The sequence below is a fragment of the Erythrobacter donghaensis genome (assembly GCF_001557325.1).
GTDB classification, from domain to species: domain Bacteria; phylum Pseudomonadota; class Alphaproteobacteria; order Sphingomonadales; family Sphingomonadaceae; genus Erythrobacter; species Erythrobacter donghaensis_B.
Genome location: NZ_LSJS01000237.1, coordinates 1 through 22,551, shown reverse-complemented (window position 1 = coordinate 22,551; position 22,551 = coordinate 1). Strand labels below are relative to the sequence as shown.

The window sequence follows — 22,551 nt, the reverse complement described above, 5'->3', positions numbered from 1 at the left end:
TGCCCGATCCCGCCATAACGCACCGCGAAGGCGCCCTTGGGGTTCTTGATGACCGGGCCATGCACAGAGCGCAGCACTTCCTTGCGGACGGGCAGGACGACCGGCCCCATCCTGACCGGCAGCGTCACCCACTCGCTTTCCAGATCGCGCCATTCGCCGTCGAGCTTGTAGCGCTTGCCGGTTTCGTCGAGCTCGAGCTGGTAGACGTCGATCATGTCGGGGGTGTTGACCGTGTTGGTCCACCCCAGATGCTCGTTGTGGCCGAGGAAGGGGAAAGGAGAACCGGGGAAGTTCGCGCCCGCGAAGTGCCAGCCTTCGCCGCTTTCGACCACGAGTTCATACCACGCCACCCCGCCGCGCAGCGGCTGGTGCGAGTTGGAGACGAGCGTCGTCGTGCCGCCGCCCTTGGCAGGCGCGACCGCGAAGGCGTTGGAGCCGAGGTGCTCGGCATCCTCGCCGAGCGGCAGCACCAGGGTGCGCGCCTGCCTCGGCGCGGCGGCAGGCGCAGGCGCGGACGCCTCCAGCGGCGGGCGGGGGAAGCCGGGGATGTCGGGGCCATGCTCGCGGCGCAGCTCCTCGCCCGCCACCAGCGGCCCGATCACCCCGTCGAGCCCGAAGAAGAAGGGCTGGCGCAGCGCGAAACCGGCGGCCACGTCGATCCCGGCGACGGGGAAGAGATTGGCGAGCTTCAGCTCCTCCGGGTGCTCCTCGGCATATTGGTTGAGGCCCGCCGCATAGGCTTCGAACAATGCGCGGGTGTCGGCGGGGAGCCCCGGGTACTCCCGCTCCGCCGTGCCGCGCGCGTCGAGCAGGTGGTAGGCGTAGTCGAACTTCGCCCCGTCCTCGCCCGCGATCGCGCCGTATCGCCCGCGGCTCATGGCGACCACGTCCTGGAGGGTGAAGAAATCGTCCTCGGCATGGGCGATGGCGACGCCGTAGGCGGTATCGGCGTCGGTCTTGCCGGTGATATGGGGCACGCCCCATTCGTCGCGGATGATCTCGGCCGAATAGGTCCGCGTGCCCGCCGGAGAGGCGGCGCTCGCCATCATCACAGGCTCCCAGGTGGCGAGCACCGCGAAGGCAAGCACGACCAGAACCACCAGCGCAAAACCGCCGCGCTTCACCCATTTCATGACGGATTTCTCTCCCAAATCACGCGGCTCTTCCATCGCTTGGGCGAGGGCCGCGGTCAAGCGGCCACGCAGCCTCTTGCCTTGCGCGCGGATTGAACCCACCTAGTCGGGTAATACACCTCCCGCCGACCTTTTTGCGGGCGGGGGCTTGTGTTGCCAAAGTGCAACACTATTTGCTGGCGGTACATTTGGAGGGTTTGGACCACCATGAATCTGGAGAAATTCACTGATCGCGCGAAGGGCTTCCTGCAGGCCGCGCAGACCGTCGCGATCCGGCTCAATCACCAGCGCATCACCCCGCTGCACATCGCCAAGGCGCTGCTCGAGGACAGCGAGGGCATGGCCGCCGGGCTGATCCAGCGCGCCGGCGGACAGGCGCCGCTGGCGGCGACCGCGGTGGACGCGGGGCTGTCGAAGATCCCCGCTGTCACCGGCAGCGGGGCGCAGGCCACCCCGGGTCTCGACAATGACGCGGTGCGCCTGCTCGACCAGGCCGAGCAGCTCGCCGACAAGGCGGGGGACTCCTACGTCACGGTCGAGCGGATGCTGACCGCGCTCGCCCTCTCGCCGACGCCTGCGGGCGAGGCCCTGAAGGCCGCCGGCGTCACCCCGCAATCGCTCAACACCGCAATCGAGGCGCTGCGCGGCGGCAAGCGCGCAGACAGCGCCGGGGCCGAGAGCACCTATGACGCGATGGAAAAATTCGCCCGCGATCTCACCAAGGCCGCGCGCGACGGGAAGCTCGATCCCGTCATCGGCCGCGACGAGGAGATCCGCCGCACCATCCAGATCCTCGCGCGTCGCACCAAGAACAACCCCGCGCTGATCGGCGAACCCGGCACCGGCAAGACCGCGATCGCCGAGGGCCTTGCGCTGCGCATCGCCAATGGCGACGTGCCCGACAGCCTCAAGGGCCGCACGCTCATGTCGCTCGACATGGGCGCGCTGATCGCGGGCGCGAAGTACCGCGGCGAGTTCGAGGAGCGGCTGAAGTCGGTGCTCGACGAGGTCAAGCACGCCGAGGGGCAGATCATTCTGTTCATTGATGAAATGCACACCTTGATCGGCGCGGGCGCGAGCGAAGGGTCGATGGACGCCTCGAACCTGCTGAAGCCCGCCCTCTCGCGCGGCGAACTGCACTGCATCGGCGCGACCACGCTCGATGAATACCAGAAATACGTCGAGAAGGACCCCGCGCTCCAGCGGCGGTTCCAGCCGGTGTTCATCGCCGAGCCGAGCGTCGAGGACACGATCTCGATCCTGCGCGGCATCAAGGACAAGTACGAGCTGCACCACGGCGTGCGCATCACCGACGGCGCGATTGTCGCGGCCGCCAAGCTCTCCGACCGCTACATCCAGAACCGCTTCCTCCCCGACAAGGCGATCGACCTGATGGACGAGGCCGCCAGCCGCATCCGCATGGAGGTGGAGAGCAAGCCCGAGGAGATCGAGGCGCTCGACCGCAGGATCATCCAGCTCAAGATCGAGGAACAGGCGCTCCAGAAGGAGACCGACGCCAATTCGAAGGACAGGCTGGTGGCCTTACGTGAGGAGCTCGCGAACCTCGAACAGCAATCGGCCGAACTCACCACCCGCTGGCAGAACGAGCGCGACAAGATCGAGGCCGAGGGCAAGATCAAGGAAGCGCTCGACGCCGCGCGGCTCGAGCTCGAGCAGGCCCAGCGCGAGGGCGACCTCGCGAAGGCGGGGGAGCTGTCCTACGGGCGCATCCCCCAGCTCGAAAAGCAGCTCGCCGAGGCGCAAGGCCAGGCCGCCAACGCCATGCTGCGCGAGGAGGTGACCGAGGAGGACATCGCCGGGGTGGTCAGCCGCTGGACCGGCGTGCCGGTCGACAAGATGATGGCGGGCGAGCGCGAGAAGCTGCTGGCGATGGAGAGCATCCTCGGCAAGCGCGTGATCGGCCAGTCGCAGGCGATCGAGGCCGTGTCCAAGGCCGTCCGCCGCGCCCGCGCCGGGTTGCAGGACCCGGGGCGGCCCCTGGGCTCGTTCCTGTTCCTCGGCCCCACGGGCGTCGGCAAGACCGAGCTAACCAAGGCATTGGCCGGGTTCCTGTTCGACGACGACAGCGCGATGGTCCGCATCGACATGAGCGAGTTCATGGAGAAGCACGCCGTCGCCCGCCTGATCGGCGCGCCTCCGGGCTATGTCGGCTATGAAGAGGGCGGCGTGCTCACCGAGGCCGTGCGCCGCCGTCCCTATCAGGTGGTGCTGTTCGACGAGGTCGAGAAGGCACATCAGGACGTGTTCAACGTGCTGTTGCAGGTGCTTGACGACGGGCGCCTGACCGACGGGCAGGGCCGGGTGGTCGACTTCGCCAACACGCTGATCATCCTGACCAGCAACCTCGGCAGCCAGTATCTCGCCAACCTGCCCGACGGGGCCGGGGTGGAGACGGTCGAGAAGGACGTGATGGACGTGGTCCGCGGGCACTTCCGGCCCGAGTTCCTCAATCGGTTGGACGAGATCATCCTGTTCCACCGCCTAGCGCAGGAGCACATGGCGCCGATCGTCGAGATCCAGGTCGGGCGCGTCCAGAAGCTGCTCGCCGATCGCAAGATCACCTTGGATCTCACCGATGCGGCGCTGCGCTGGCTCGGGCGGGTGGGCTATGACCCGGTCTACGGGGCGCGGCCACTGAAGCGAGCGGTGCAGCGCTACCTGCAGGACCCGCTCGCCGAGATGCTGCTCGAAGGCAAGCTGCCTGATGGCAGCACGCTTAAAATCGACGAGGGCGATGGGGCGCTGGTGATGGCGGTGGGGTGACCAGCACTCCGCCGCCGCCACAACCGGTGACGCGCCACAAAAAAGGCCCCGGTTTCCCGGGGCCTTTCCATTTGGTGTCCGTTCGGATCAGAACTTCTTCGTTACGCTTGCCGAGAAGGTGCGGCCGAACGCATCGTTGATCGACGCCGGGATACAGAACCCGAAGTAACTTTGACAACGACGGTCGAACGCGTTGTTGACCACGAAGTTGAGACGGAAGTTGTCGTTGGTCTCGAAGTAGACGTTGAAGTCGACCGTCACGAAGTCTTCAAGCTGGTCGAACTCACGTGCGTCCGGCGTGCGGCCAACCCGTGAGAACAGGCCTTCGCCGGTGTAGTTGACCACCGAACCGAAGCCCCAGTTCTTGCCGAGGTAGTTGGCGGCAAGCTGGCCGACAAACTGTTCGTCACCAATCGTCCCGTGGGTCGGCACAGGCGCGATGCCGGTGATGTTGGTTTGACGGAACAGGGTGACGTTGAGGTCGCCACGCAGCTGGAGCGTACCGGGAATCCCGAGATTCTCCAGCGACGACGCATAGAGCATCGAGGCAACGATGCCTTCGTAGTCGATCGACTGGCCGTTCACGAAGCCGGTGGTCACGCCGGGGTTCTGCGGATCGCTGATCACTTCACCAGTCGCATCGCGACGGATCAGCGAACAGAACTGGTTGCCGTTCGCCGGATCGCTGGTGTCGAAGACCGGGTTGTCGAAGCAGGCCGAGTTGATCTGCGCGGTCGTCAAGCTCGCGATCGGGTCGGAGATCGAGATGTTGATGTAGTCGACCGTGAGCGAGAAGTTCCGCAGGAACCAGGGCTTCACGATAACCCCGACGCTCCAGCTGTCGGCCTGTTCGTTATCGAGGTTGGGGTTACCGCCCGAGACGATCGGGATCGACGCCTGAGAGGCGATTTGCGGACGCGAGATGTTCGGGAACGCCCCGAGGAACGCATCGCAGTTGCGCTGACGCACTTGCTGGTCGGGTGCCGCCGTGATCGACTGCGGCAAGCACAGGTCGGGGATGAAGCCGAAGGCGTTCGAACGCGGCAGGAACAGTTCGGTCAGCGCCGGGGCGCGGAACGAACGGGTGAAGTTCCCCCGGAATTCGATGTCACGCACCGGGGCAATGCTGCCGCCGGCGGCCCAGGAGAAGAACCCGCCGTTGATGGTGTTGTCGACGTAACGACCACGGCCATAGACGATCGCGGATTCAATCAGTGCGTCGTTTTCCGGAGTGATCAGCGGAACGTAAAGTTCGCCGAACACTTCGTTCAGCTCGAACGAGCCCGACACCGGTGAGACTGCTGCACCGCGGCCAAGGCCCTGACGGTCGAACTCCGATGGACGGAAATCACCCGATTCGCGGCGATATTCGTAACCGATGTTCAGACCGACATCATTGCCGAACAGCGCGAACGGCGTGCCGCCAACGTTGGCGTTGACGACGACTTGTTCGAGCGACGACATTGATGCCGAGTCTTCGACGATGTAGTCGATCGCAGCCGCGCTTGCCTGGTCACCGAAGAAGTTCAGCGGGACGCAGCGGGCATCTGCCACCGGTGCAAACGCTGCCTGGGTGCGGGTCGTCGGCGTGGCATTGCAGACGATCTGGCCCTGCGCATTGCGCGTCACGTTGGTGGCGTTGATGAAGTTCTGGGCGTTGATGTCCTGACGGAAGTCAGTGATATCGGTGTTGCCGTAGTTGAACGACACTTCCCAGTTCCAGTCCTTTTCGCCGAGCTGGAAATCACCGCGCGCGCCGACGACGCCGCGCAGGAGTTCGGTTTCGGCAAAGCCGGTCAAGTCGGCAAACGCGATGTTTGCACGTGCAACCGTGAAGGTGTTGGTCACACCGGCCGCCTGCAGCACACCGCGCGCCTGATCGTTCAGGAACGGGTTGTCCAGAGTGAAGGTCAGCGCGCTGCTGAGGCCACCGAACAGCGTCGAGTTGAAAGTCGGCTGCTGCACCAGTTCGTCCGCACGCGCGTCATAGTACTGCGCTTCGACGAAGAGGTTGATGTTATCGGTGACGTCGTAGTTCAGGAACAGGTTGGCCCCGAAGCGACGCAGGTCCGATGTCAGCTGGCCGAAGTCGGAGAACTGGAACGCGGGATCGCCACCAATGCCGCGGATGCCGTTAGCAGTCCCGTTCGTATTCAACGGACGCGTACCCGGATTGAACGGAACCAGGTTGCCGGCAGCGTTGAACTGGAAGGCGCCAACCGCGTTGTTGAAGATACCGTCAACATCGCTGCCCGCCGTCGTCACACCGCCGGGGCCATTGATGATAAGGCCGAGGGGCGTCAGCGCGAAGATGCGCGACGGTGAAAACAGTACGGTGTCCGGCACGCCATCAGTCGCGCTGGTGTTGAGCGGCAGGTTGGGGTTGATACGGCCAGTCAGAATGGTGTTCTGCTGGGTTTCGATTTCGTCACGGAAGACCTGACGCGCGGTTTGCAAAATCCCATCGGTCTGGGTGTAGAACGACGAAACTTGGAGGTGCCCGCGATTATCGGCAAAACTGGTGCCATAGACACCCTCGAACCGATAGCTGAAGCCGTCACCTTCTTCGGTGATGCTCGTGGTGCCGTTGAGGTAAAGGCCTTCGTATTGATCATCGAGGATGATGTTGACGGTGCCCGCGATTGCGTCCGACCCGTAAACCGGCGCACCCGCAGTCGATGCGATGTCGATCTGCTTCACCAGCGCGGTCGGGATGATGTTGAGGTCAACCTGCAGACCGGGTGCGGCCGGGCCGAACAGGGATGGGGTGTTGGCCGAAACCACGCGGCGGCCATTGACCAGCGTCAGAGTGCGGTTGGTGCCGAGGCCGAAATTGTTGATGAAGTTCACGCCCTGACCGAAGGCCGACTGACCGCCATCCGGGGTAACCGAACCACGGATCTGCGGCAAATCGTTCAGAGCATCCGCAACGTTTATGAAGTTGCGATTCTCGATGTAGGCGCCGTCGATGGTGTTGGTCGGCTCGGTCGGCGTCAGGTTGGGCAGGCGAATACGTGAGCCGGTAACCACGATGCCCTTCGATTCCTCCGGAGCTTCTTCGGTGGTGACGACTGCCTCTTCATCCTCGGCGTCTTGCGCAAGAGCAGGCGAAGCGAATGCGAAGGCGGCGAGGCCCACGCCCGATAACAGGCCAACACGGCGGCCGAAAGCCGTCAAGTTTCTCATTGATTTCGTCCCCTAGGTGATTTGAGTGCGGAAGTTGCGCTCAGGGGGAGAGATTTGCCTCCTATCGTAACCATCTGCCAGTGCGAAGCACGCTTGCATTCACAGAAGCTTCATAGATGTTGCGCGTTTGCAACAAATGGTGCGGGCAGATTGCCGCTCATGCGCCGCGACGCTCCCGCGCTCGGCCACAAAAAATGCGGCGAGACCCGAGGGCCTCGCCGCATGAATGATCAGATCGGAAGTCCGATCGTCAGAGCTTGAGGCGGACGCCCGCGTAGTAGCGGCGGCCGAACACGTCGTAGACGTCGGCAGCCGTGTCCGCACCCGTGACGTTGCCGGGGATCCCGTTCAGGATGTTCGGAGCGTCGTTATCGAGCAGGTTGTCGACACCGAGGTAGACCTCGAATTCGTCGTTGGCGAAGAAGGTCGCCTGCGCGTCGAGGTAGAACTCCGCCGGCACCGAGTAGGCGCGGGGCCCGTCGAACTGGTCGTCAACGAACGACTTGCCGATGAAGGTGCCGTTGAAGGTCAGGCGGACATCGTTGGTCTGGTAGGCGACGTTGGCGGTGAAACGATCCGCCGCAGTCCCGATTTCACCATCCGACGGATCCGGAGCGGCCGTGGGCAGCGAGAAGAAGTCGTACTCGATGACGTGGGTGTAGGCCCCACGCAGGGTCAGACGGTCGTTCTCGAAGAAGCCCGGGTTGGTGAACCACTGTGCGGTGATGTCGAAGCCCGAGGTCTTGAGCACCGCCGCGTTGACCGACAGCGCGTTGATCAGGTCGATCGAGCCCGCGCTGTTGTTGGACGTCGCGGTCGGACGACGGACGATCAGATCGCAGAAGGTCTGGTTGCCCTGCGCATAGCATTGGTCGAGCGAGAACTGCCGCGGGAAGCCCGAGATCACGTCGTCGATCGTGTAGTCGTAGTAGTCACCCGTGATCGTCAGGTTGCGCAGGGCATTGATCGAACGCGGGTTGATCACCACACCGGCAGTGTACGAGCGGGCCGTTTCCTCACCGAGGTTCGGGTTGCCGCCGTTGAAGCCGGAGATCCCCTGGATGTCGGGCTGGCTGAGCGTGAACACGCCGTTGGCGGCAATGTTCGCGGCCACGCCCGGATCGGCGCGGCAGTTGTCACCCAGCGCGCCGCCACCCGTGGCGCCGATGCCGACGCAGGGGTCGACAAGGCCGCTCGGGAAGGTCTGCGACAGGCCCGAGAACAGTTCCGCCACGTTGGGTGCGCGGACCGCTTCGGCGATGGTGCCGCGGAAGCGGATGTCCTCGATCGGCTGCCAGGTGCCGGTCACGTTCCAGCTGAAGGTCGTACCGACAGTCGAGTAGTCCGACACGCGAACCGCGCCGCCGATTTCGAGCAGTTCGAAGAACGGCTTCTCGGACAGCAGCGGGACGCGAAGTTCGCCGTAGGCTTCCGCCACGTCGAACGAACCGCTGGTGTCGGGCAGCACGTTGCCCGCGTTCAGGCCGGCATTGGTCAGCGCATCGTTATCCTCGAACGAGGATTCCTTGCGGTACTCGAAGCCGACCGCGATGCCGACCGGCCCTGCGGGCAGTTCGAACAGTTCGCCCGAGATGTTGCCCTGCACGACCTGCTGGGTGATGCCGGTCTGGAAGGTGCCCTGCGCGGCGATGTAGTTGACCGCCTGCTGGGACAGCGAGCCTGCACCGAAGATGTTCGCCGGAGCACAGCCATTGGCGCGAGCTTCGTCGTCGATACAGATTGCTTCACCGGCGATGCCGTTGCCGTTTTCGTCGCCCACTTCGGCCCGCACTGCGAGCGCGTCGCGGAAGTTCACGACGTTGACCTGACCCGAAGAGATCTGGTTCTCGGTCACACGGCCGTAGTTATAGCTGAGGTCCCAGTTGAAGCGGTTGTCGAACAGGGCGCCTTCAAGACCCACCACAAAGCGGTAGAAGTTGCGCTCGGTCGAACCGGTGCGGTTACCGAATTCCGACAGACGACGCACAAAGCCGATGTCGCGCAGACCGTCGCCATTGGTGTCATTGGCATTATCGACAATCGCCTGAGGAACCAGCGGGTTGACGACAATTGTGTTGGTGCCCGGCAGGAAGTTTTCGATGTTGTAGCCGCCGCCAGTCGGGAAGATCCCATTGGCACCGCCGGATTCCAGCGGGAACGGCTCGATGATCCGCGACGACGAAGTGTTGTTGAACGTGCCTTCGAAGAAGAAGTTCACATCATCGGTAACTTCATAGGTGCCGCGCGCGGCGAACAGGTAACGTTCGACCGGAACCGCAAGGGTCCGGAAGTTCTGGCGGTTGAAGCCGTTAGGACCGATGCCGGCACCGATGTTCGGCACGGCCGGCGATGCCTCGTTGACGCCTGGCGTATCCGGATCGTCCTCAATAGCAGCGGCACCGCTGACGCAGCTGGCTCCGTTGGTGGTGCTGCAGGGTTGCAGCAAGCCGTTAGGTCCGTAGGTGAAGTTGTACAGCGAGCCGATCACGTCGCCGTCGCCATTGAATCGCTGACCCACGATGAACCGGCCCTGCGGCGGGAACGAGGAGAAGAACGGCTCGGTCGGAACGCCGAAATCGCCTCCGAAGAAGACCGAATCGATGTCGTCGACGCGGGTGTTGGCGCGCTGACGCGACAGCAGGCCTTCCTCGTTCGAGTAGCCGAAGTGGACCATGATGTTGCCGCGACCGTCGGCGACGTTGGTGCCCACAGTCACGTTCGCCTGGTAGCGCGCATCGTCACCCTGTTCGGTAATATTGTACTGCGCGTTGGCGTCGATGCCTTCGAAATCGGTCTTGTAGATGAAGTTCACGACCCCCGCGACGGCGTCCGAACCGTAGAGCGACGAGGCGCCGCCGGTCAGGATGTCGACCTGTTGCAGGAACTGGGTCGGGATGACGTTGAGGTCGACCGTCGAGGAGCCGGCAAGGCTCGAGACGACGCGGCGGCCGTTGATGAGAACCAGCGTGCGGTCCGAACCGAGGTCACGCAGATCGATCGTGGCGATGCCGGTACCCGAGGTCAGGAACGCCGCGTTGGTACGGCTGAGAGCGGGCGCCGAAAACCGGGTTTTCGAGCAGCAGCTCCTGGATGTTGATGACGCCCGAGTCTTCGATCAGCTGCTCGTTGACGATCTGCAGCGGCGCGGGAGATTCGACTTCGGCCGAAGCGATGCGCGAACCCGTGACGACGATGGCGCGGCCCTCTTCCTCGGCCGCCGCGCTGTCATCGGCGACCTGGTCCTGGGCATATGCCGGCGACGCTGCCAAAGCGATGCCCAGCGCGAGGCTGGCAGCACCGAGCTTCAGTGAGTCTAGCTTTCTCATTCCTGTGTTCCTCCGGTTGTTCTCGAAGCGCTTGCTCTGTTCTGTCTCAACGGCAGGGGTCCTCCGCAGATCTGGCACCTCGAGGGCATGATTGGAAAAGCGACAAAAGTCGCGCCCTCCATGACGCCTGAATCGCCCAAGGCTGGCCGCATGGGAAGTTCGCGTTGCATTCGCGTGTCCGAATGTTGCGGTGTGTTACTTCTATGCCACAGCTTGCAGATTGCGAGCTATCGGGCCAAACCGGGCCACGAACGGCCTTTTCGGCCTGCCATCGGGAGGGACAGACTATGCGCAGCCGCAGCCTTTCCGCGTCAGGCGCGGTGCTCATTCCGGCGCTCGCGGCGCTCGCGGCGCTGCCCGCCGCCGCGCAGGAGGCCGCGCCGGGTGCCGCATCGCCGGTGTTCGCCTGCCGCACCATCGCCGAGGATGCGGCCCGCCTCGCCTGCTACGACCGCGAGGTCGCGGCGCTGCAAGCGGCCGAGGCGAACAACGAGGTGGTGATCGTGGACCAGGAGGTCGTCACCAGGGCGCGGCGGGATCTGTTCGGCTTCTCGCTCCCCAAGATCGACCTGTTCCGCAAGCGCGACAAGGGCAAGGACGCGGAGCCCGAGGAGATCCGCCGGATCGAGGACAGCCTCGCCGCGTTCCGGATCGATGCGACCGGACGTGCGCTCATCACGCTGGCGAACGGCGCACGTTGGCTGCAGACCGACAACGCCCCGGTGCTCGGCGAGCCCAAGGCGGGCGAGAAGGTGGTGATCGAAACCGCCGCGCTCGGCAGCTTCAAGGCGAGCATCGGCGGGCGCCGCGCAATCAGGGTCAAGCGCCTGAACTGATCGTCGCCGCGGCTTTCGCCGGGGCCGCTCCGTGCCGCGATCCATCACGCTTGATTTGGCCTCGCGGCTTCAATAGTCGAAGGCCCAAGCGAGTGGCGATCGGCAACCGATCGATCCATTCCCGGCCGCGAGCGCCGTCACGGAGGAGAGATCATGAGCACTGCATACATAGTCGAAGCCGTCCGCACCGCGGGCGGTCGCCGCGGCGGGCGTCTGGCCGGCGTGCACCCGGTCGATCTGCTGGCGAAGTCGCTCGATGCGATCGTCGAGCGCTCGGGTATCGACCCCAAGGCGATCGACGACGTGGTGACCGGCTGCGTCAGCCAGGCGGGCGAGCAGGCGCTGCAGGTCGGGCGCATGGGCGTGCTGGCGAGCAAGCTGCTCCCCCAGTCGACCCCGGCCGTCACCATCGACCGTCAGTGCGGCTCGAGCCAGCAGGCGATCCAGTTCGCCGCGCAGGCGGTGATGAGCGGCACGCAGGATGTCGTGATCGCGAGCGGGGTCGAGAGCATGACCCGCGTGCCGATGGGCTCCAACGTCACCCTCCACGCGAAGGAAGGCCTCTATCACAAGGCCGACGGCATCGAAGCGAAGTTCCCCGGCATCAACTTCAGCCAGTTCATGGGCGCGGAGATGATCGTCAGGAAGCACGGCTTCACCAAGGACGATCTCGACCGCTTCGCGTTCGCCAGCCACCAGAAGGCGATCGCCGCGACGCAGGGCGGGGCCTTCGCCGGCGAGATCGTGCCGGTCGAGATCGAGACGCCGGACGGCACGCAGATGCACACCGTCGATGAAGGCATCCGCTTCGATGCGACGCTCGAGGGCATTGCTGGCGTCAAGCTGCTCTCGCCCGACGGCGCGATCACCGCGGCCTCCTCGAGCCAGATCTGCGACGGCTCCTCGGCGGTGCTGGTGGTGTCCGAGGCGGCGCTGAAGGCCCATGGCCTGACCCCGATGGCGCGCATCCACAACCTCACCGTCACCGCGGGCGATCCGGTGATCATGCTCGAAGAGCCGCTGTTCGCCACCGACCGCGCCTTGCAGCGCGCGGGGCTCGGCATCGACGACATCGACCTGTTCGAAGTCAACGAGGCCTTCGCTTCGGTGCCGCTCGCCTGGCTCAAGCACACCGGTGCCGATCCGTCCAAGCTCAACGTCAATGGCGGCGCGATCGCGCTCGGCCATCCGCTCGGCGCGAGTGGCACCAAGCTGATGGCGACCCTCGTCCACGCGCTGCGCGCACGCGGCAAGAAGTACGGCCTCCAGACGATGTGCGAAGGCGGCGGCGTCGCCAACGTCACCATCATCGAAGCGCTCTGACAAACCCCTACCTGAGAGGAAGAACCATGGAAGTTTCAGCCAATACCCCCGCGGTCGTCACCGGCGGGGCCTCGGGCCTTGGCGCGGCCACCGCGCGCGCGCTCGCGGCCAAGGGCGCGAAGGTCGCGATCTTCGACATGAACGCCGAGAAGGGCGAAGCGCTCGCCGCGGAAATCGGCGGCGTGTTCTGCCTCGTCAACGTGACCAAGGACGAGGACGTCGACGCCGGCTTCGCCAAGGCGCGCGAGGCCCACGGGCAGGAGCGCATCCTCGTCAACTGCGCCGGGATCGGCAACGCGATCAAGACTGCCAGCCGCAGCAAGGAAGACGGTTCGATCAAGCACTTCCCGATCAGCGCTTTCGACTTCGTGATCCAGGTCAACCTGATCGGCACCTTCCGCTGCATCGCCAAGTCGGCCGCAGGGATGCTGACGCTCGACCCGCTCGACGAATTCGGCGAGCGCGGGGCGATCGTCAACACCGCCTCGGTCGCGGGCGAGGACGGCCAGATCGGCCAGGCGGCCTACTCGGCCTCGAAGGCGGGTGTGATCGGCATGACCCTGCCGATCGCGCGCGACCTGATGAACGAAGGCATCCGGGTCAACACCATCCTGCCGGGCATCTTCGACACCCCGCTGCTTGCCGCAGCGCCCCAGAACGTGCGCGACGCGCTGGCCGCCAGCGTGCCCTTCCCCAAGCGCCTCGGCATCCCCACCGAATATGCCAAGCTCGCCATGTGCATGATCGAGACCGGCTACTTCAACGGCGAGGACGTGCGCCTCGACGGCGCGATCAGGATGGCCCCGCGCTAAGCGCCAAGCCGTCATTGCGACACAAGGAAGACCCTCGCTTTTGCGGGGGTTTTCTTTTGCGCAAGCCATGGCATCACAGACCGCAAAGGAGAGGGACCCCATGACCCGATACACCCAGATCACTGTCGCCAAGGCCGATGGCATTGCCACCGTCACGCTCAACCGCCCCGACAAGATGAACGCCTACACGCGGACCATGGGGCAGGAGATCATCGCGGCGATGGATGATATCGATGCCGATGATGCGGTACGCGCGGTGATCTTTACAGGCGCGGGTGAACGGGCCTTCTGCGCCGGCGCAGACCTGACGCCGGAGGGCGGCGGGCACGTCTTCTCCGATCCGACCGAGGTCGACGACCTCTCCGACCCGCGCGTGCGCGACGGCGGGGGGCTGCTGACGCTGCGCCTGTTCGAATCGAAGAAGCCCCTGATCAGCGCCTGCAACGGCGTGGCCGTGGGGGTGGGGGCGACGATGCAGCTCGCCATGGATATCCGCCTCGCGAGCAGCACCGCGCGCTACGGCTTCGTCTTCGCCCGCCGCGGGATCGTGCCCGAGGCCGCCTCGAGCTGGTTCCTGCCGCGCATCGTCGGCATCCAGCAGGCCCTGGAGTGGTGCTACACGGGGCGCATCTTCGATGCCGAGGAGGCGAAGGCGGGGGGGCTGGTGCGCTCGATCCACGCGCCCGAGGATCTGCTTTTCGCCGCTCAGTCCCTCGCGCGCGAGATTGCCGAGAACACTTCGGCAATCTCGGTGGCGATGACGCGGGCGATGATGTGGCGGCTGGCCGGCGCCGATCACCCGATGGAAGCCCACAAGATCGACAGCCGGGCGATCTACCGCCTGAGCCGCGGGGCCGACGCGAAGGAGGGGATCGCGAGCTTCCTCGAGAAGCGCCGCGCCATGTACCCCGGCAAGGTCAGCGCCGACATGCCCGATTTCTACCCCTGGTGGGACGATCGCCCCTATGAGTGAGGAGGGGGGCGAGCTGGCAGGCTTTCTGCCATACCAGCTGTCGGTCACCTCCAACGCCGTCAGCAGCCTGATCGCCGAACGTTACCGCAAGCGCTTCGGTCTCAAGATCCCCGAGTGGCGGGTGATGGCAGTGCTGGGCGATGCCGAGGCCGCGGGGCGCGCGCTGACCCAGCGCGCGCTGACCGCGGCGACGGTGATGGACAAGGTCGCGGTCAACCGCGCGGTCAAGGTGCTGGAAGAGCGCGGGCTGATCGCGCGCCTGCCCAATCCCGGCGACGGCCGCTCGCACCTGCTGGCGCTGACGGCCGAGGGCCGCGCGATCCATGCCGAGGTGATGCCGCTCGCGCGGGCGACCGAGCGCGAGCTGCTCGAAGGCTTCGGCGGCGGGCAGGAGGCGGACCTGCGCGCGCTGCTGGCGCGGCTCAGGGCGCGGGCGGAGCAGCTCGGCGGGCCGGTGCGCGAAGGGCCGGAGCAGGACTGATCCCGCTCCGGCCGTCCCGGGTTGTTACTTGCCGACGTTCGAATTGACGAGGTTGTCGCTGATCGAACAGGCCGCGGGGCCGAGAATGACCACGAACAGCGTGGGAAGGATGAACACGATCAGCGGCACGGTCATGATCGCGGGCAGGCGCGCGGCCTTTTCCTCGGCGCGCATCATGCGCTCGTTGCGGAATTCGGCCGACAGCACGCGCAGCGCACTCGCGAGCGGGGTGCCGTAGCGTTCGGTCTGGACCATGGTGGTCACCACGCCCTTCACCGCTTCCAGATTGACGCGGTAGGCGAGGTTGTTGAACGCCATGCGCCGTTCGTTGAGGAACGAGAGTTCGATCGCGGTGAGCGCGAATTCGTCGCCCAGTTCGGGATAGGCGCGGCCCAATTCCTTGGCGACGCGGTTGAAGGCGGCGTCCACGGTCAGACCCGCCTCGGCGCAGATCACCAGCAGGTCGAGCGCGTCGGGCAGGCCTTTCTGGATTTCCTTGGTGCGCTTGCTCGCCTTGTTGCTGAGGTAGAGTTCGGGGCCCTTGTAGGACAGGAACACCGACATCGCGAAGGCGCCGAGCCGGGTGAACGGGCCCCAGTCGGGCCAGAATTCGACCACGTAGATCAACAGGCCCATGATCCCGCCGACCACGATCGGCATGATCGCGCGCATGCCGATGATCAGCACCGCGAGTTCCTTGTTGCGGTAGCCCGCGTGCGCCAGCTTCTGCTGGATGGCCTTGATCTGGCTGTCCTGGAGGACGTTGAACCTGTCGAGGCTGTTCTTGACCTTGTCGGTCGTGTCGGTGCGGCGCACCAGGCTGGTGCGCTTCTTGGTGGCCGAGGTGACGATCCCGGCCTTCAACTGCTCGCGCCGCGCCTCGAGCGCCTTGACGCGCTTGGCCATCGGATCGCGGATCGTCACCGCGGCATAGATCGCCAGCATGGTCGCAAAGGCGGCCATGGCAACCAGCATCGTCCCGACGAGGATGACGTCGAAGCCGAGCAGCGTGGGTCCGGCGGGTTGATCGATCATGGTTCCGGTGCCCCCGCGCTCAGATTTCGAAGTTGACCATCTTGGCCATGATGAACACGCCAAGACCCATCCACACGCCCGCTCCCAGCCCGGCGACGATCAGGCGGTCGTCGGTGAAGAAGGGGTACATGTAGTTCGGGTTGATATACATGATCGCGCCGAACACGAGGAACGGCAGCGAGCCGACGATATAGGCCGAGGCCTTGGATTCCGAGCTCATCGCCTTGATCTTGAGCTTCATCTGCGCGCGCTTGCGCAGCACGTCGGCAAGGTTCGAGAGCGTTTCGGCAAGGTTGCCCCCGGTCTCGCGCTGGATCGCCAGGGTGATGGTGAAGAAGTTGAACTCCGGGATCCCCAGCTTGTCGCCGGTGTCCTGAAGCGCATCCTCCATGGTCTTGCCGACCTTGATGCGGTCGATCACGCTCTTGAATTCGTATCCGACCGGGCCGGGCACTTCGCTTGCCACGATGCCCAGCGTCTCGGTCACGGGAAGACCCGAGCGCAGCCCGCGCACGAGCAGCTCGATGCCGTCGGGGAACTTGTTGATGAACTGGTTGGTGCGGCGGTTGATGAGGAACCCGACCACCAGGTGCGGCAGCCCCGCGCCCACGAACAGCCCGACCCCGAGCGACAGCAGCGGGGCCTGGCTCAGCACGAAGACAAGCACCGCGATCGCGAGCGAAAGGCCGATCGAGATGTAGAGATATTGCGAGACGGTCCAGCTCTTGCCGGTGCGGTTGAGGCGCACCTGCAGCGCTTCCAGGCGCGAGCCCGAGCCGGCGACCTTGTAGGTCTTGGGCTTGCGCGCGGCGACGGCGCGCTTGAACTGCGCGTCGACCTTGGCATCGAGGCTTTCGGAGTGGCGATAGCGCACCGCCTGCATTCGGCGCTTCTGCGCCTTGGTCACCCCCGACCCGGCGATAACCGCATAGCCCGCGACGAGCACGGCGAAGATCACCAGCGTGATGAGCAGGGTTTGGAAGAAGTCCATGCTGTCGTTTCCTGCCTCGCACCGCCGCAATATGGCGGGTTCCTGTCCTCATGTGCCGCCGGGAGACGGGGCCGGCGCCCTGCGCCGTGCCCCGCACGCCCTGCCGTGCGGCGATCAGTCCGCCTTGGTCAGATCGACCTTCGGCTTCTTGGCGAGCATCGCCTTCAGATCGAAATTGCCGAGCAGCGACTTCTTGTCGCCGCCGGACGCTGCGGGCATGTCGTCCGTGCTCACGCCCATCACGCGCTCGGCGATCTGGCGGATCGCCGCGCTCGCCTTGCTCGAGCGGTTGGCATCGACGAACACCTGACCCAGCTTCGCCGCATTCGAGGCCGCCTTGATGTCGTAGGGGATCACGAAGTCGACCTTGCGCTCGATCGAGGCCTCGAAATCGGCCTTGCTGATCTCGGCGAGGCTCGGCTGCACCTTGTTGGCGACGATCATCGGATGGGCATGGCTCGCGTTGGTCTTGAGCCACGAGAGGATGCGGATCGTGTCGCGCGCCGAGGCGAGGGTGAACTCGCAGGTCAGCATCACCAGGTTCACGTCGGCCAGCAGCTGCGGAAAGTTGATCAGCATGTTGCGCGGCAGATCGATGATTGTCATCTCGAACGCCTGACGGAACTCGTCCTCCAGCTGCACGAAGGCAGCGCCGTCGGTCATCAGCGGCTGGTTGATCGGAGCTTCCGCCGAGAGGATCGACAGATTGTCCCCGGCCCGCACCATGGCGCGCTCGATGAACAGCGGGTCGATGCGGCTCGGGTTCTCGATCGCGTCGGTGAGGCCGCGGCCGGGCTCGAGATCGAGCGCGAGCGCGCCGGTTCCGAAGTGGACGTCGAGATCGAGCAGCGCGGTCGAAGCCTTGTGCTGTTCGGCGAACAGCCACGCGAGCGAGGTGGCGAGCGTCGATGCGCCCACGCCGCCGCGGGTGCCGACGATCGCGGTCGAGACGTGGCGCTTGGCCCCATCGGCATCACCGGCCTTGGGGCTCATGAACACCGCCAGCGCCTGGTTCAGCGCATCGTGCACGGCCTGCGGCGAGAGCGGCTTCAGCAGGTAATCATGGATCCCGCTCGCGAGCAGATCGCGGTAGAGGCGCACGTCGTTGACCTGGCCGATGGCGATCACCACCGTGCCCGGCTCGCACACTTCGGCGAGCGCGTTGATGTCGTTGAGCGGGTCGCCGCTTTCCGACAGGTCGACCACGAGGATCGCCGGCGAGGCGCTGACCGAAAGCGATTGCACCGCATTGCGCAGGCCGCCCTTGTTGCATTTTTCCGGCTGCCAGCCGAGCTCGATCACCACCGGACGCAGCACGTCGAGCGCGTTGTCGTCGCAGATATAGGCCGAGAAGGGGTCGCGGTTGCCGGGGATGCCGGATTTCCAGGGAGCATTCATGGCTTAGTTACCTCCTCCGCCCGAGCCCGTGGCACCGGTCTGCTGCAGGCCGCCCTTGCCGGTCGGATCCTGTTCACGATAGGTCGAGATCGCCTTGTTCGAGGTCGCGATCACGGTTTCGCCCGAACCCTGCTTGCCTTCGAGCAGGTCCTGCGGATCGGCCACCATCGCGGCGATGTTGCTGTTCACGGCGCAGCCGAAATTGGGGCTGGTGCCGTTGTTGTAGTTCATGTCCGACTTGGCCGACCAGTCGGGGCAGCCGGGAACGCTGGCGCTCGAGCGGGTGATGACCACGCGCGCCTGGCCCGGCTGGATGAAGCCGGGCGTGGCGGGGGCCGTGTCGCTGATCAGCAGCCCGTAGCGCGCCGCAAGGTCGCGCACCGCGGCGGTCACCGCCGGGTTCTGGCTCGGGTTCTCGATCGCGATCCGGTCACCGTAGCGCAGGTTCATCGTCTCGAACCAGCCGTTGAGGCGCTGCTGTTCCGAGATCGGCAGGCCCGAGGCGTTGGTGTTGACATCGAGCACCATGTTGGTGCGTTCGACCACCGGCTGCTTGACGCTGTAGAGCGAGGTGTTCTCGGGCATCCCGCCGCAGCCGGCAAGGCCGAGGCCCAGCACAGCCACGAGAGCAAGCCTGAGCGTGGGGGCGGGCACGCGGGCCGGCCGGTTCAATCGTGCATTCGGCATTGTGGCACCTTTCTCGCGTTAGAGGCTGAAACCGGGGGCGGCGGCAGGAGCATCGGCCTTGGCGGCACGCTCGGGACGACGGGCCTTCTTCTCGGCGCGGCGCGGCTTTTCCTCGCCGGTCGGCACGATCGCGGCCGGATCGACCTCGCTCACCTTGGGGGCCGGCGCATCGGGCTGGGCCGCGCTCGGCCCGGGGCGCACTTCGCCCGAGACGCCCGCGTTCTCACGGTAGCCGATCAGCTGATCGAGTTCCTTGGCCGTATGGAAGCCGTCGGTCGGCAGCTTGATGTCCTTGGCGTCGACCGGCTTCACCAGATAGGGGGTGACGATGATCACCAGCTCGGTCTCGCCCTTGCGGAACTGCCGGCTGCGGAACAGGTTGCCGAGGATCGGCACGTCACCCAGGCCCGGAGCCTTGTCGAGCGCGTTCTGCGAGTTGGCGCTCATCAGGCCGGCGATCATGAAGCTCTGTCCCGAGCCCAGCTCGACCGTGGTCTCGGTGCGGCGGGTGGTCAGCGCGGGCACCTGGAAACCGTTGAGCGTGACCGACCCTTGCGTCGACAGTTCGGAGACTTCCGGGCGCACGCGCATCGAGATGCGGCCGTTCGAAAGCACGGTCGGGGTGTAGGCGAGGCTGACGCCGAACTGGCGGAACTCGACCGACACCTGCCCGAGGCCCTGCGAGATCGGCACCGGGAACTCGCCGCCCGCAAGGAAGGTCGCGGTTTCGCCCGAGAGCGCGGTGAGGTTGGGTTCGGTGATGGTCGAGACGAGGCCCAGACGCTCCGACAGGTCGAGCGCGCCGAGCATGTCCATGCCGAACAGGCGGCCCAGACCCGACAGGGTCGTGCCGTTGTTGCTGTTGACCGCCGTGCCAAGGATATCCTGCGTCACCGGCGTGCCGTCTTCGTTGAACAGCGGCAGGCCGTTGGCGCCGATGACGGGCACGGTGATGGTCGGGTTCAGAATGTTGTTGCCGGTCGCGAAGGGCCCGCCGAGACCATATTCGCCGGTCACGATCGAGCGACCGCCGGTGCCCACGCCGAAGCGGAAGCCGCCGGTGCTGTCGAAGGTCTGGAGGTTGCCGCCGATGCTGCGCAGCAGCGAGCGGTTGACCTCGGCGATCTTGACCTGGAGGTTGACCTGCAGCGGGGTCGCGGTGCGCAGGCGGCTGATGACATTCGCCTCCTTGCCGAGGAAGGCCTGCACCAGCCGTTCGGCTTCGGCGGCATCCTCGGGGGCGCCGACGGTGCCGGTCAGCAGCACGGTGCTGGCGCCCATGGTCGACACGCTGATCTTGGCATCGGGCATCGCCATGGCGAGCATCTGGTTGATGCTGCCGATGTTGGAGCCCACGCGGATGTTGGCCGAGAAGATCACGTCGCCGCGTTCGTTGCTGGCGTAGATCGTGGTCTCACCGCCCGACTTGCCGAAGACGTAGAGCTGGCGCTGCGACTTGACCTGGACGTCGGCGATTTCCTCGTTGGCGACGAACACGTCGGCCATCGTGCCGGGCACCGTCACCAGCTCGCCCTTGCCGATCGACAGGACGATTTCCTGCGACGGGCGGACGACCTGCTGCGCGGTTGCGGTGGTGGCGGGCATCGCCGCCATCGGCACCGCTGCCATCGCGGCCACCAGCAGCTTGAGCTTGAACTTGCGTGTCATGGGTTGACCCCCCTCGGGATTGATCGACATTGCCCTTCGTCCTCAGAAGACCACGGTCGCACCGGCGCTGGGCAGGGTCTGCCCGGCACGCTTCACGCCGCTGGATTGGCTGGAGATGACCGCGCCGGTGCCGGAGCGGACGCTTTCCTCGGTGGTTTCCTTGCCGCGGGTGACGCGGACGCTCGGACCGCGATAGACCGGGGCCGGGGCGCTGGGATCGCTGGCGGCGCGGCGCGACGGAGCGGGCGCCGAGGGGGCCGGGGCCGCCTGTTGCTGTCCGCCCCTGGGCGGCACGGTGCTGCGCTGGAAGCGCGACACGTCGCCGCCGGTCACGAAGGTCGAGCCCTTGTCGACAGGGCGCGCCATCGCGGCCTTGAGGATGCGCTCTTCCTGCTCGGGCGTGGCGCCCGCAGGGATCTGCACATCGCCCGATGCCACGGCGCGTTCGAGCTCGGATTCGCTGTCCGAGATCGAGCGCAGCGCGAGGCTGAGCGTGCCGATGGTCTGGGCCACGGCGATCTTCTCGGCGATCTTGGGGGTCACTTCGAGCGTGACCGTGCGGAATTCGGTGACCTGGGTCTTGCCGTTCTCGTCGACCGTCTTCTCGACCGTCTGGTCGGTGGCGAGCACGCGCAGATTGCGCAGCACGGTTTCGGCAGCCTTGAGCGGGGCGACGTCGCCCGAACCGTCGACCTGCTGGGTCAGCACCAGGTCGACCCGGTCGCCGGCAAAGACGAAGCCGGCAACCCCGGTGGTGGCCGACACCGGCACCGTAACGGCGCGCATGCCCGGCCCGAGCGCGGCAGCAAGGAAGCCACGATCGCCCGGCGCGACCAGCGCACCCTGAGTGACCGGCTCGCCTGCGGTGATCGGGAAGCGGACCACGGTGCCCAGCAGCTTGTTCATGTCGGCCTCGCCGTCGATGAAGTAGGCGTCCTGCACCAGTTCCTTGGGCCAGGGCTGGAAGCCCAGCGCATCGGCGGTGATGATGGTGCCCGCGGTCAGCGCCCGCTTGGCGACCAGCACGCGCGGGCCGGAGGGCACGGCGGCAGCCTCTGCATCGGGAGCGGCGCCTCCGGCGAACATGCTGCGCGCGGCGAAAGCCGTCCCGATCGCGATGATCAGCGCACCGAGCAGCAGAACCAGTTTCTTCCTATCCATGGCTCAAATAGCCCCCTCGTAAAGGCCCGTGGGTTGGTTAGCGGGCAGGTATGGTTGCAGTGCGTAAGGCTTCACTGGTTAAAATCGGGTTATGCGGAGTGCGCGGCGAAGGAGAGGCCCGGCAAATAGTTGGCCCACAGCACCCACAGTCCGCCGAAAGCGATGGCGATTCCGTAGGGAATCTTGATCTTGTCGCGCTCGCCGCGGATGATGTGCCAGCTCGCCAGCACGATCGTCAGCGCGCCGCCGGCGAGCGACATGATCAAGAGCAGCTGCATGAAAACGAAGGGCGGAACCCACAGCGCCAGCGCGGTGAGCAGCTTCACATCGCCGCCGCCCATCACCTTCATCGCGAACAGCCCGGCGAGGATGAAGAACGCCGCCGTCGCCACGCCCAGCTGGATCGCTACGCCCGGCCACAGTTCGAGCCCGCTCGCCCACCAGAACGCCGGTGCCGTCAGCGCGATCGCGGCGTTCAGCCAATTGTCGATCTGCCGGCGGCGCATGTCGGTGAAGGCGGCGATGACCAGCGCAATTGCCAAGCCGGCAAGCAGACCGTAGGAAATGGTATTCATCTTGCGTCGTCCCCCGGAGCATGGCCGTGCGCCGTGCGCAGACCGTCCTTCAATGGGACACTTGCTACAGGTTATGACTTACCAAATAGTAACCACACTTTCCGGTTCGGCAGCCCCGCGCGCCGGAAGCGCGCCATGAGCGCGGCGGTGCGCGAAGCGGCGATCGACCGCCGGGCGATTCC

Annotated in this window: 17 protein-coding genes and 1 pseudogene; 6 read left to right on the top strand and 12 right to left on the bottom strand. The window is 65.7% G+C overall.

Features of this window, described 5'->3' with window-relative positions:
• Nucleotides 1–1,133, bottom strand: a 1,133-nt coding sequence (locus AX692_RS14425; RefSeq protein ID WP_196491800.1) for a penicillin acylase family protein, incomplete at its 3' end; no start/stop codon positions are given.
• Nucleotides 1,134–1,340: 207 nt separating this feature from the next.
• Here AX692_RS14425 and clpB point away from each other — a divergent pair.
• On the top strand, nt 1,341–3,917 hold the full coding sequence (gene clpB, locus AX692_RS14420) for an ATP-dependent chaperone ClpB (RefSeq protein ID WP_073975573.1): 2,577 nt from the start codon (nt 1,341–1,343) through the stop codon (nt 3,915–3,917).
• An 87-nt stretch (nt 3,918–4,004) separates the two neighbouring features.
• Here the strand turns inward: clpB and AX692_RS14415 are convergent, their stop codons facing one another.
• The 4 genes and pseudogenes from AX692_RS14415 to AX692_RS20230 all read right to left on the bottom strand — a co-directional run bounded on the left by AX692_RS14415 (nt 4,005) and on the right by AX692_RS20230 (nt 10,429).
• Nucleotides 4,005–7,103: a TonB-dependent receptor domain-containing protein gene (locus AX692_RS14415; protein WP_081095355.1), complete on the bottom strand. Its 3,099-nt coding sequence runs from the start codon at nt 7,101–7,103 to the stop codon at nt 4,005–4,007.
• A gap of 250 nt (nt 7,104–7,353) precedes the next feature.
• Nucleotides 7,354–9,915, bottom strand: a complete 2,562-nt coding sequence (locus AX692_RS14410; protein ID WP_196490056.1) for a TonB-dependent receptor domain-containing protein — start codon at nt 9,913–9,915, stop codon at nt 7,354–7,356.
• A gap of 60 nt (nt 9,916–9,975) precedes the next feature.
• Nucleotides 9,976–10,068, bottom strand: a pseudogene (locus AX692_RS20575) (hypothetical protein); the annotation flags it as partial.
• Between the two features lie 19 nt (nt 10,069–10,087).
• Nucleotides 10,088–10,429, bottom strand: coding sequence for a hypothetical protein (locus tag AX692_RS20230; protein WP_196490057.1), 342 nt, complete (start codon nt 10,427–10,429; stop codon nt 10,088–10,090).
• Nucleotides 10,430–10,716: 287 nt separating this feature from the next.
• On the opposite strand from AX692_RS20230, the gene AX692_RS14405 reads away from it, so the two are divergent.
• The 5 genes from AX692_RS14405 to AX692_RS14385 all read left to right on the top strand — a co-directional run bounded on the left by AX692_RS14405 (nt 10,717) and on the right by AX692_RS14385 (nt 14,854).
• Entirely contained in the window at nt 10,717–11,265 is a 549-nt protein-coding gene (locus AX692_RS14405) for a hypothetical protein (RefSeq protein ID WP_073975571.1), read from the top strand.
• 153 nt (nt 11,266–11,418) lie between these two features.
• Nucleotides 11,419–12,588, top strand: a complete 1,170-nt coding sequence (locus tag AX692_RS14400) for an acetyl-CoA C-acetyltransferase (protein WP_073975570.1) — start codon at nt 11,419–11,421, stop codon at nt 12,586–12,588.
• 26 nt (nt 12,589–12,614) lie between these two features.
• Nucleotides 12,615–13,400 (top strand): SDR family NAD(P)-dependent oxidoreductase, encoded by a 786-nt coding sequence (locus AX692_RS14395; RefSeq protein ID WP_073975569.1) that lies wholly within the window; start codon nt 12,615–12,617, stop codon nt 13,398–13,400.
• A 100-nt stretch (nt 13,401–13,500) separates the two neighbouring features.
• A complete protein-coding gene (locus AX692_RS14390) occupies nt 13,501–14,373 on the top strand; it encodes a crotonase/enoyl-CoA hydratase family protein (RefSeq protein ID WP_073975568.1) in 873 nt (290 codons plus the stop codon).
• The gene (locus AX692_RS14385) at nt 14,366–14,854 is read left to right on the top strand and encodes a MarR family winged helix-turn-helix transcriptional regulator (RefSeq protein ID WP_073975567.1); all 489 of its coding nucleotides are present in this window, start codon (nt 14,366–14,368) and stop codon (nt 14,852–14,854) included. The genes AX692_RS14390 and AX692_RS14385 overlap by 8 nt, the downstream gene beginning before the upstream one ends.
• 24 nt (nt 14,855–14,878) lie before the next feature.
• Here AX692_RS14385 and AX692_RS14380 read toward each other — a convergent pair whose 3' ends face one another.
• The 7 genes from AX692_RS14380 to AX692_RS14350 form a co-directional block, all read right to left on the bottom strand.
• The gene (locus AX692_RS14380) at nt 14,879–15,889 is read right to left on the bottom strand and encodes a type II secretion system F family protein (protein WP_073975566.1); all 1,011 of its coding nucleotides are present in this window, start codon (nt 15,887–15,889) and stop codon (nt 14,879–14,881) included.
• A gap of 19 nt (nt 15,890–15,908) precedes the next feature.
• The gene (locus tag AX692_RS14375; RefSeq protein ID WP_073975565.1) at nt 15,909–16,880 is read right to left on the bottom strand and encodes a type II secretion system F family protein; all 972 of its coding nucleotides are present in this window, start codon (nt 16,878–16,880) and stop codon (nt 15,909–15,911) included.
• Between the two features lie 114 nt (nt 16,881–16,994).
• Nucleotides 16,995–18,278 (bottom strand): pilus assembly protein CpaE, encoded by a 1,284-nt coding sequence (locus AX692_RS14370; protein ID WP_073975564.1) that lies wholly within the window; start codon nt 18,276–18,278, stop codon nt 16,995–16,997.
• 3 nt (nt 18,279–18,281) lie between these two features.
• On the bottom strand, nt 18,282–18,965 hold the full coding sequence (locus AX692_RS14365) for a CpaD family pilus assembly protein (protein ID WP_073975563.1): 684 nt from the start codon (nt 18,963–18,965) through the stop codon (nt 18,282–18,284).
• Between the two features lie 18 nt (nt 18,966–18,983).
• The gene (locus tag AX692_RS14360; RefSeq protein WP_081095354.1) at nt 18,984–20,633 is read right to left on the bottom strand and encodes a type II and III secretion system protein family protein; all 1,650 of its coding nucleotides are present in this window, start codon (nt 20,631–20,633) and stop codon (nt 18,984–18,986) included.
• A 42-nt stretch (nt 20,634–20,675) separates the two neighbouring features.
• A complete protein-coding gene (cpaB, locus tag AX692_RS14355) occupies nt 20,676–21,794 on the bottom strand; it encodes a Flp pilus assembly protein CpaB (protein WP_073975561.1) in 1,119 nt (372 codons plus the stop codon).
• Nucleotides 21,795–21,883: 89 nt separating this feature from the next.
• Nucleotides 21,884–22,369 carry an A24 family peptidase gene (locus tag AX692_RS14350; RefSeq protein WP_073975560.1) on the bottom strand — a complete coding sequence of 162 codons (486 nt, stop codon included), beginning with the start codon at nt 22,367–22,369 and terminating at the stop codon, nt 21,884–21,886.
• Nucleotides 22,370–22,551: the final 182 nt, after the last annotated feature.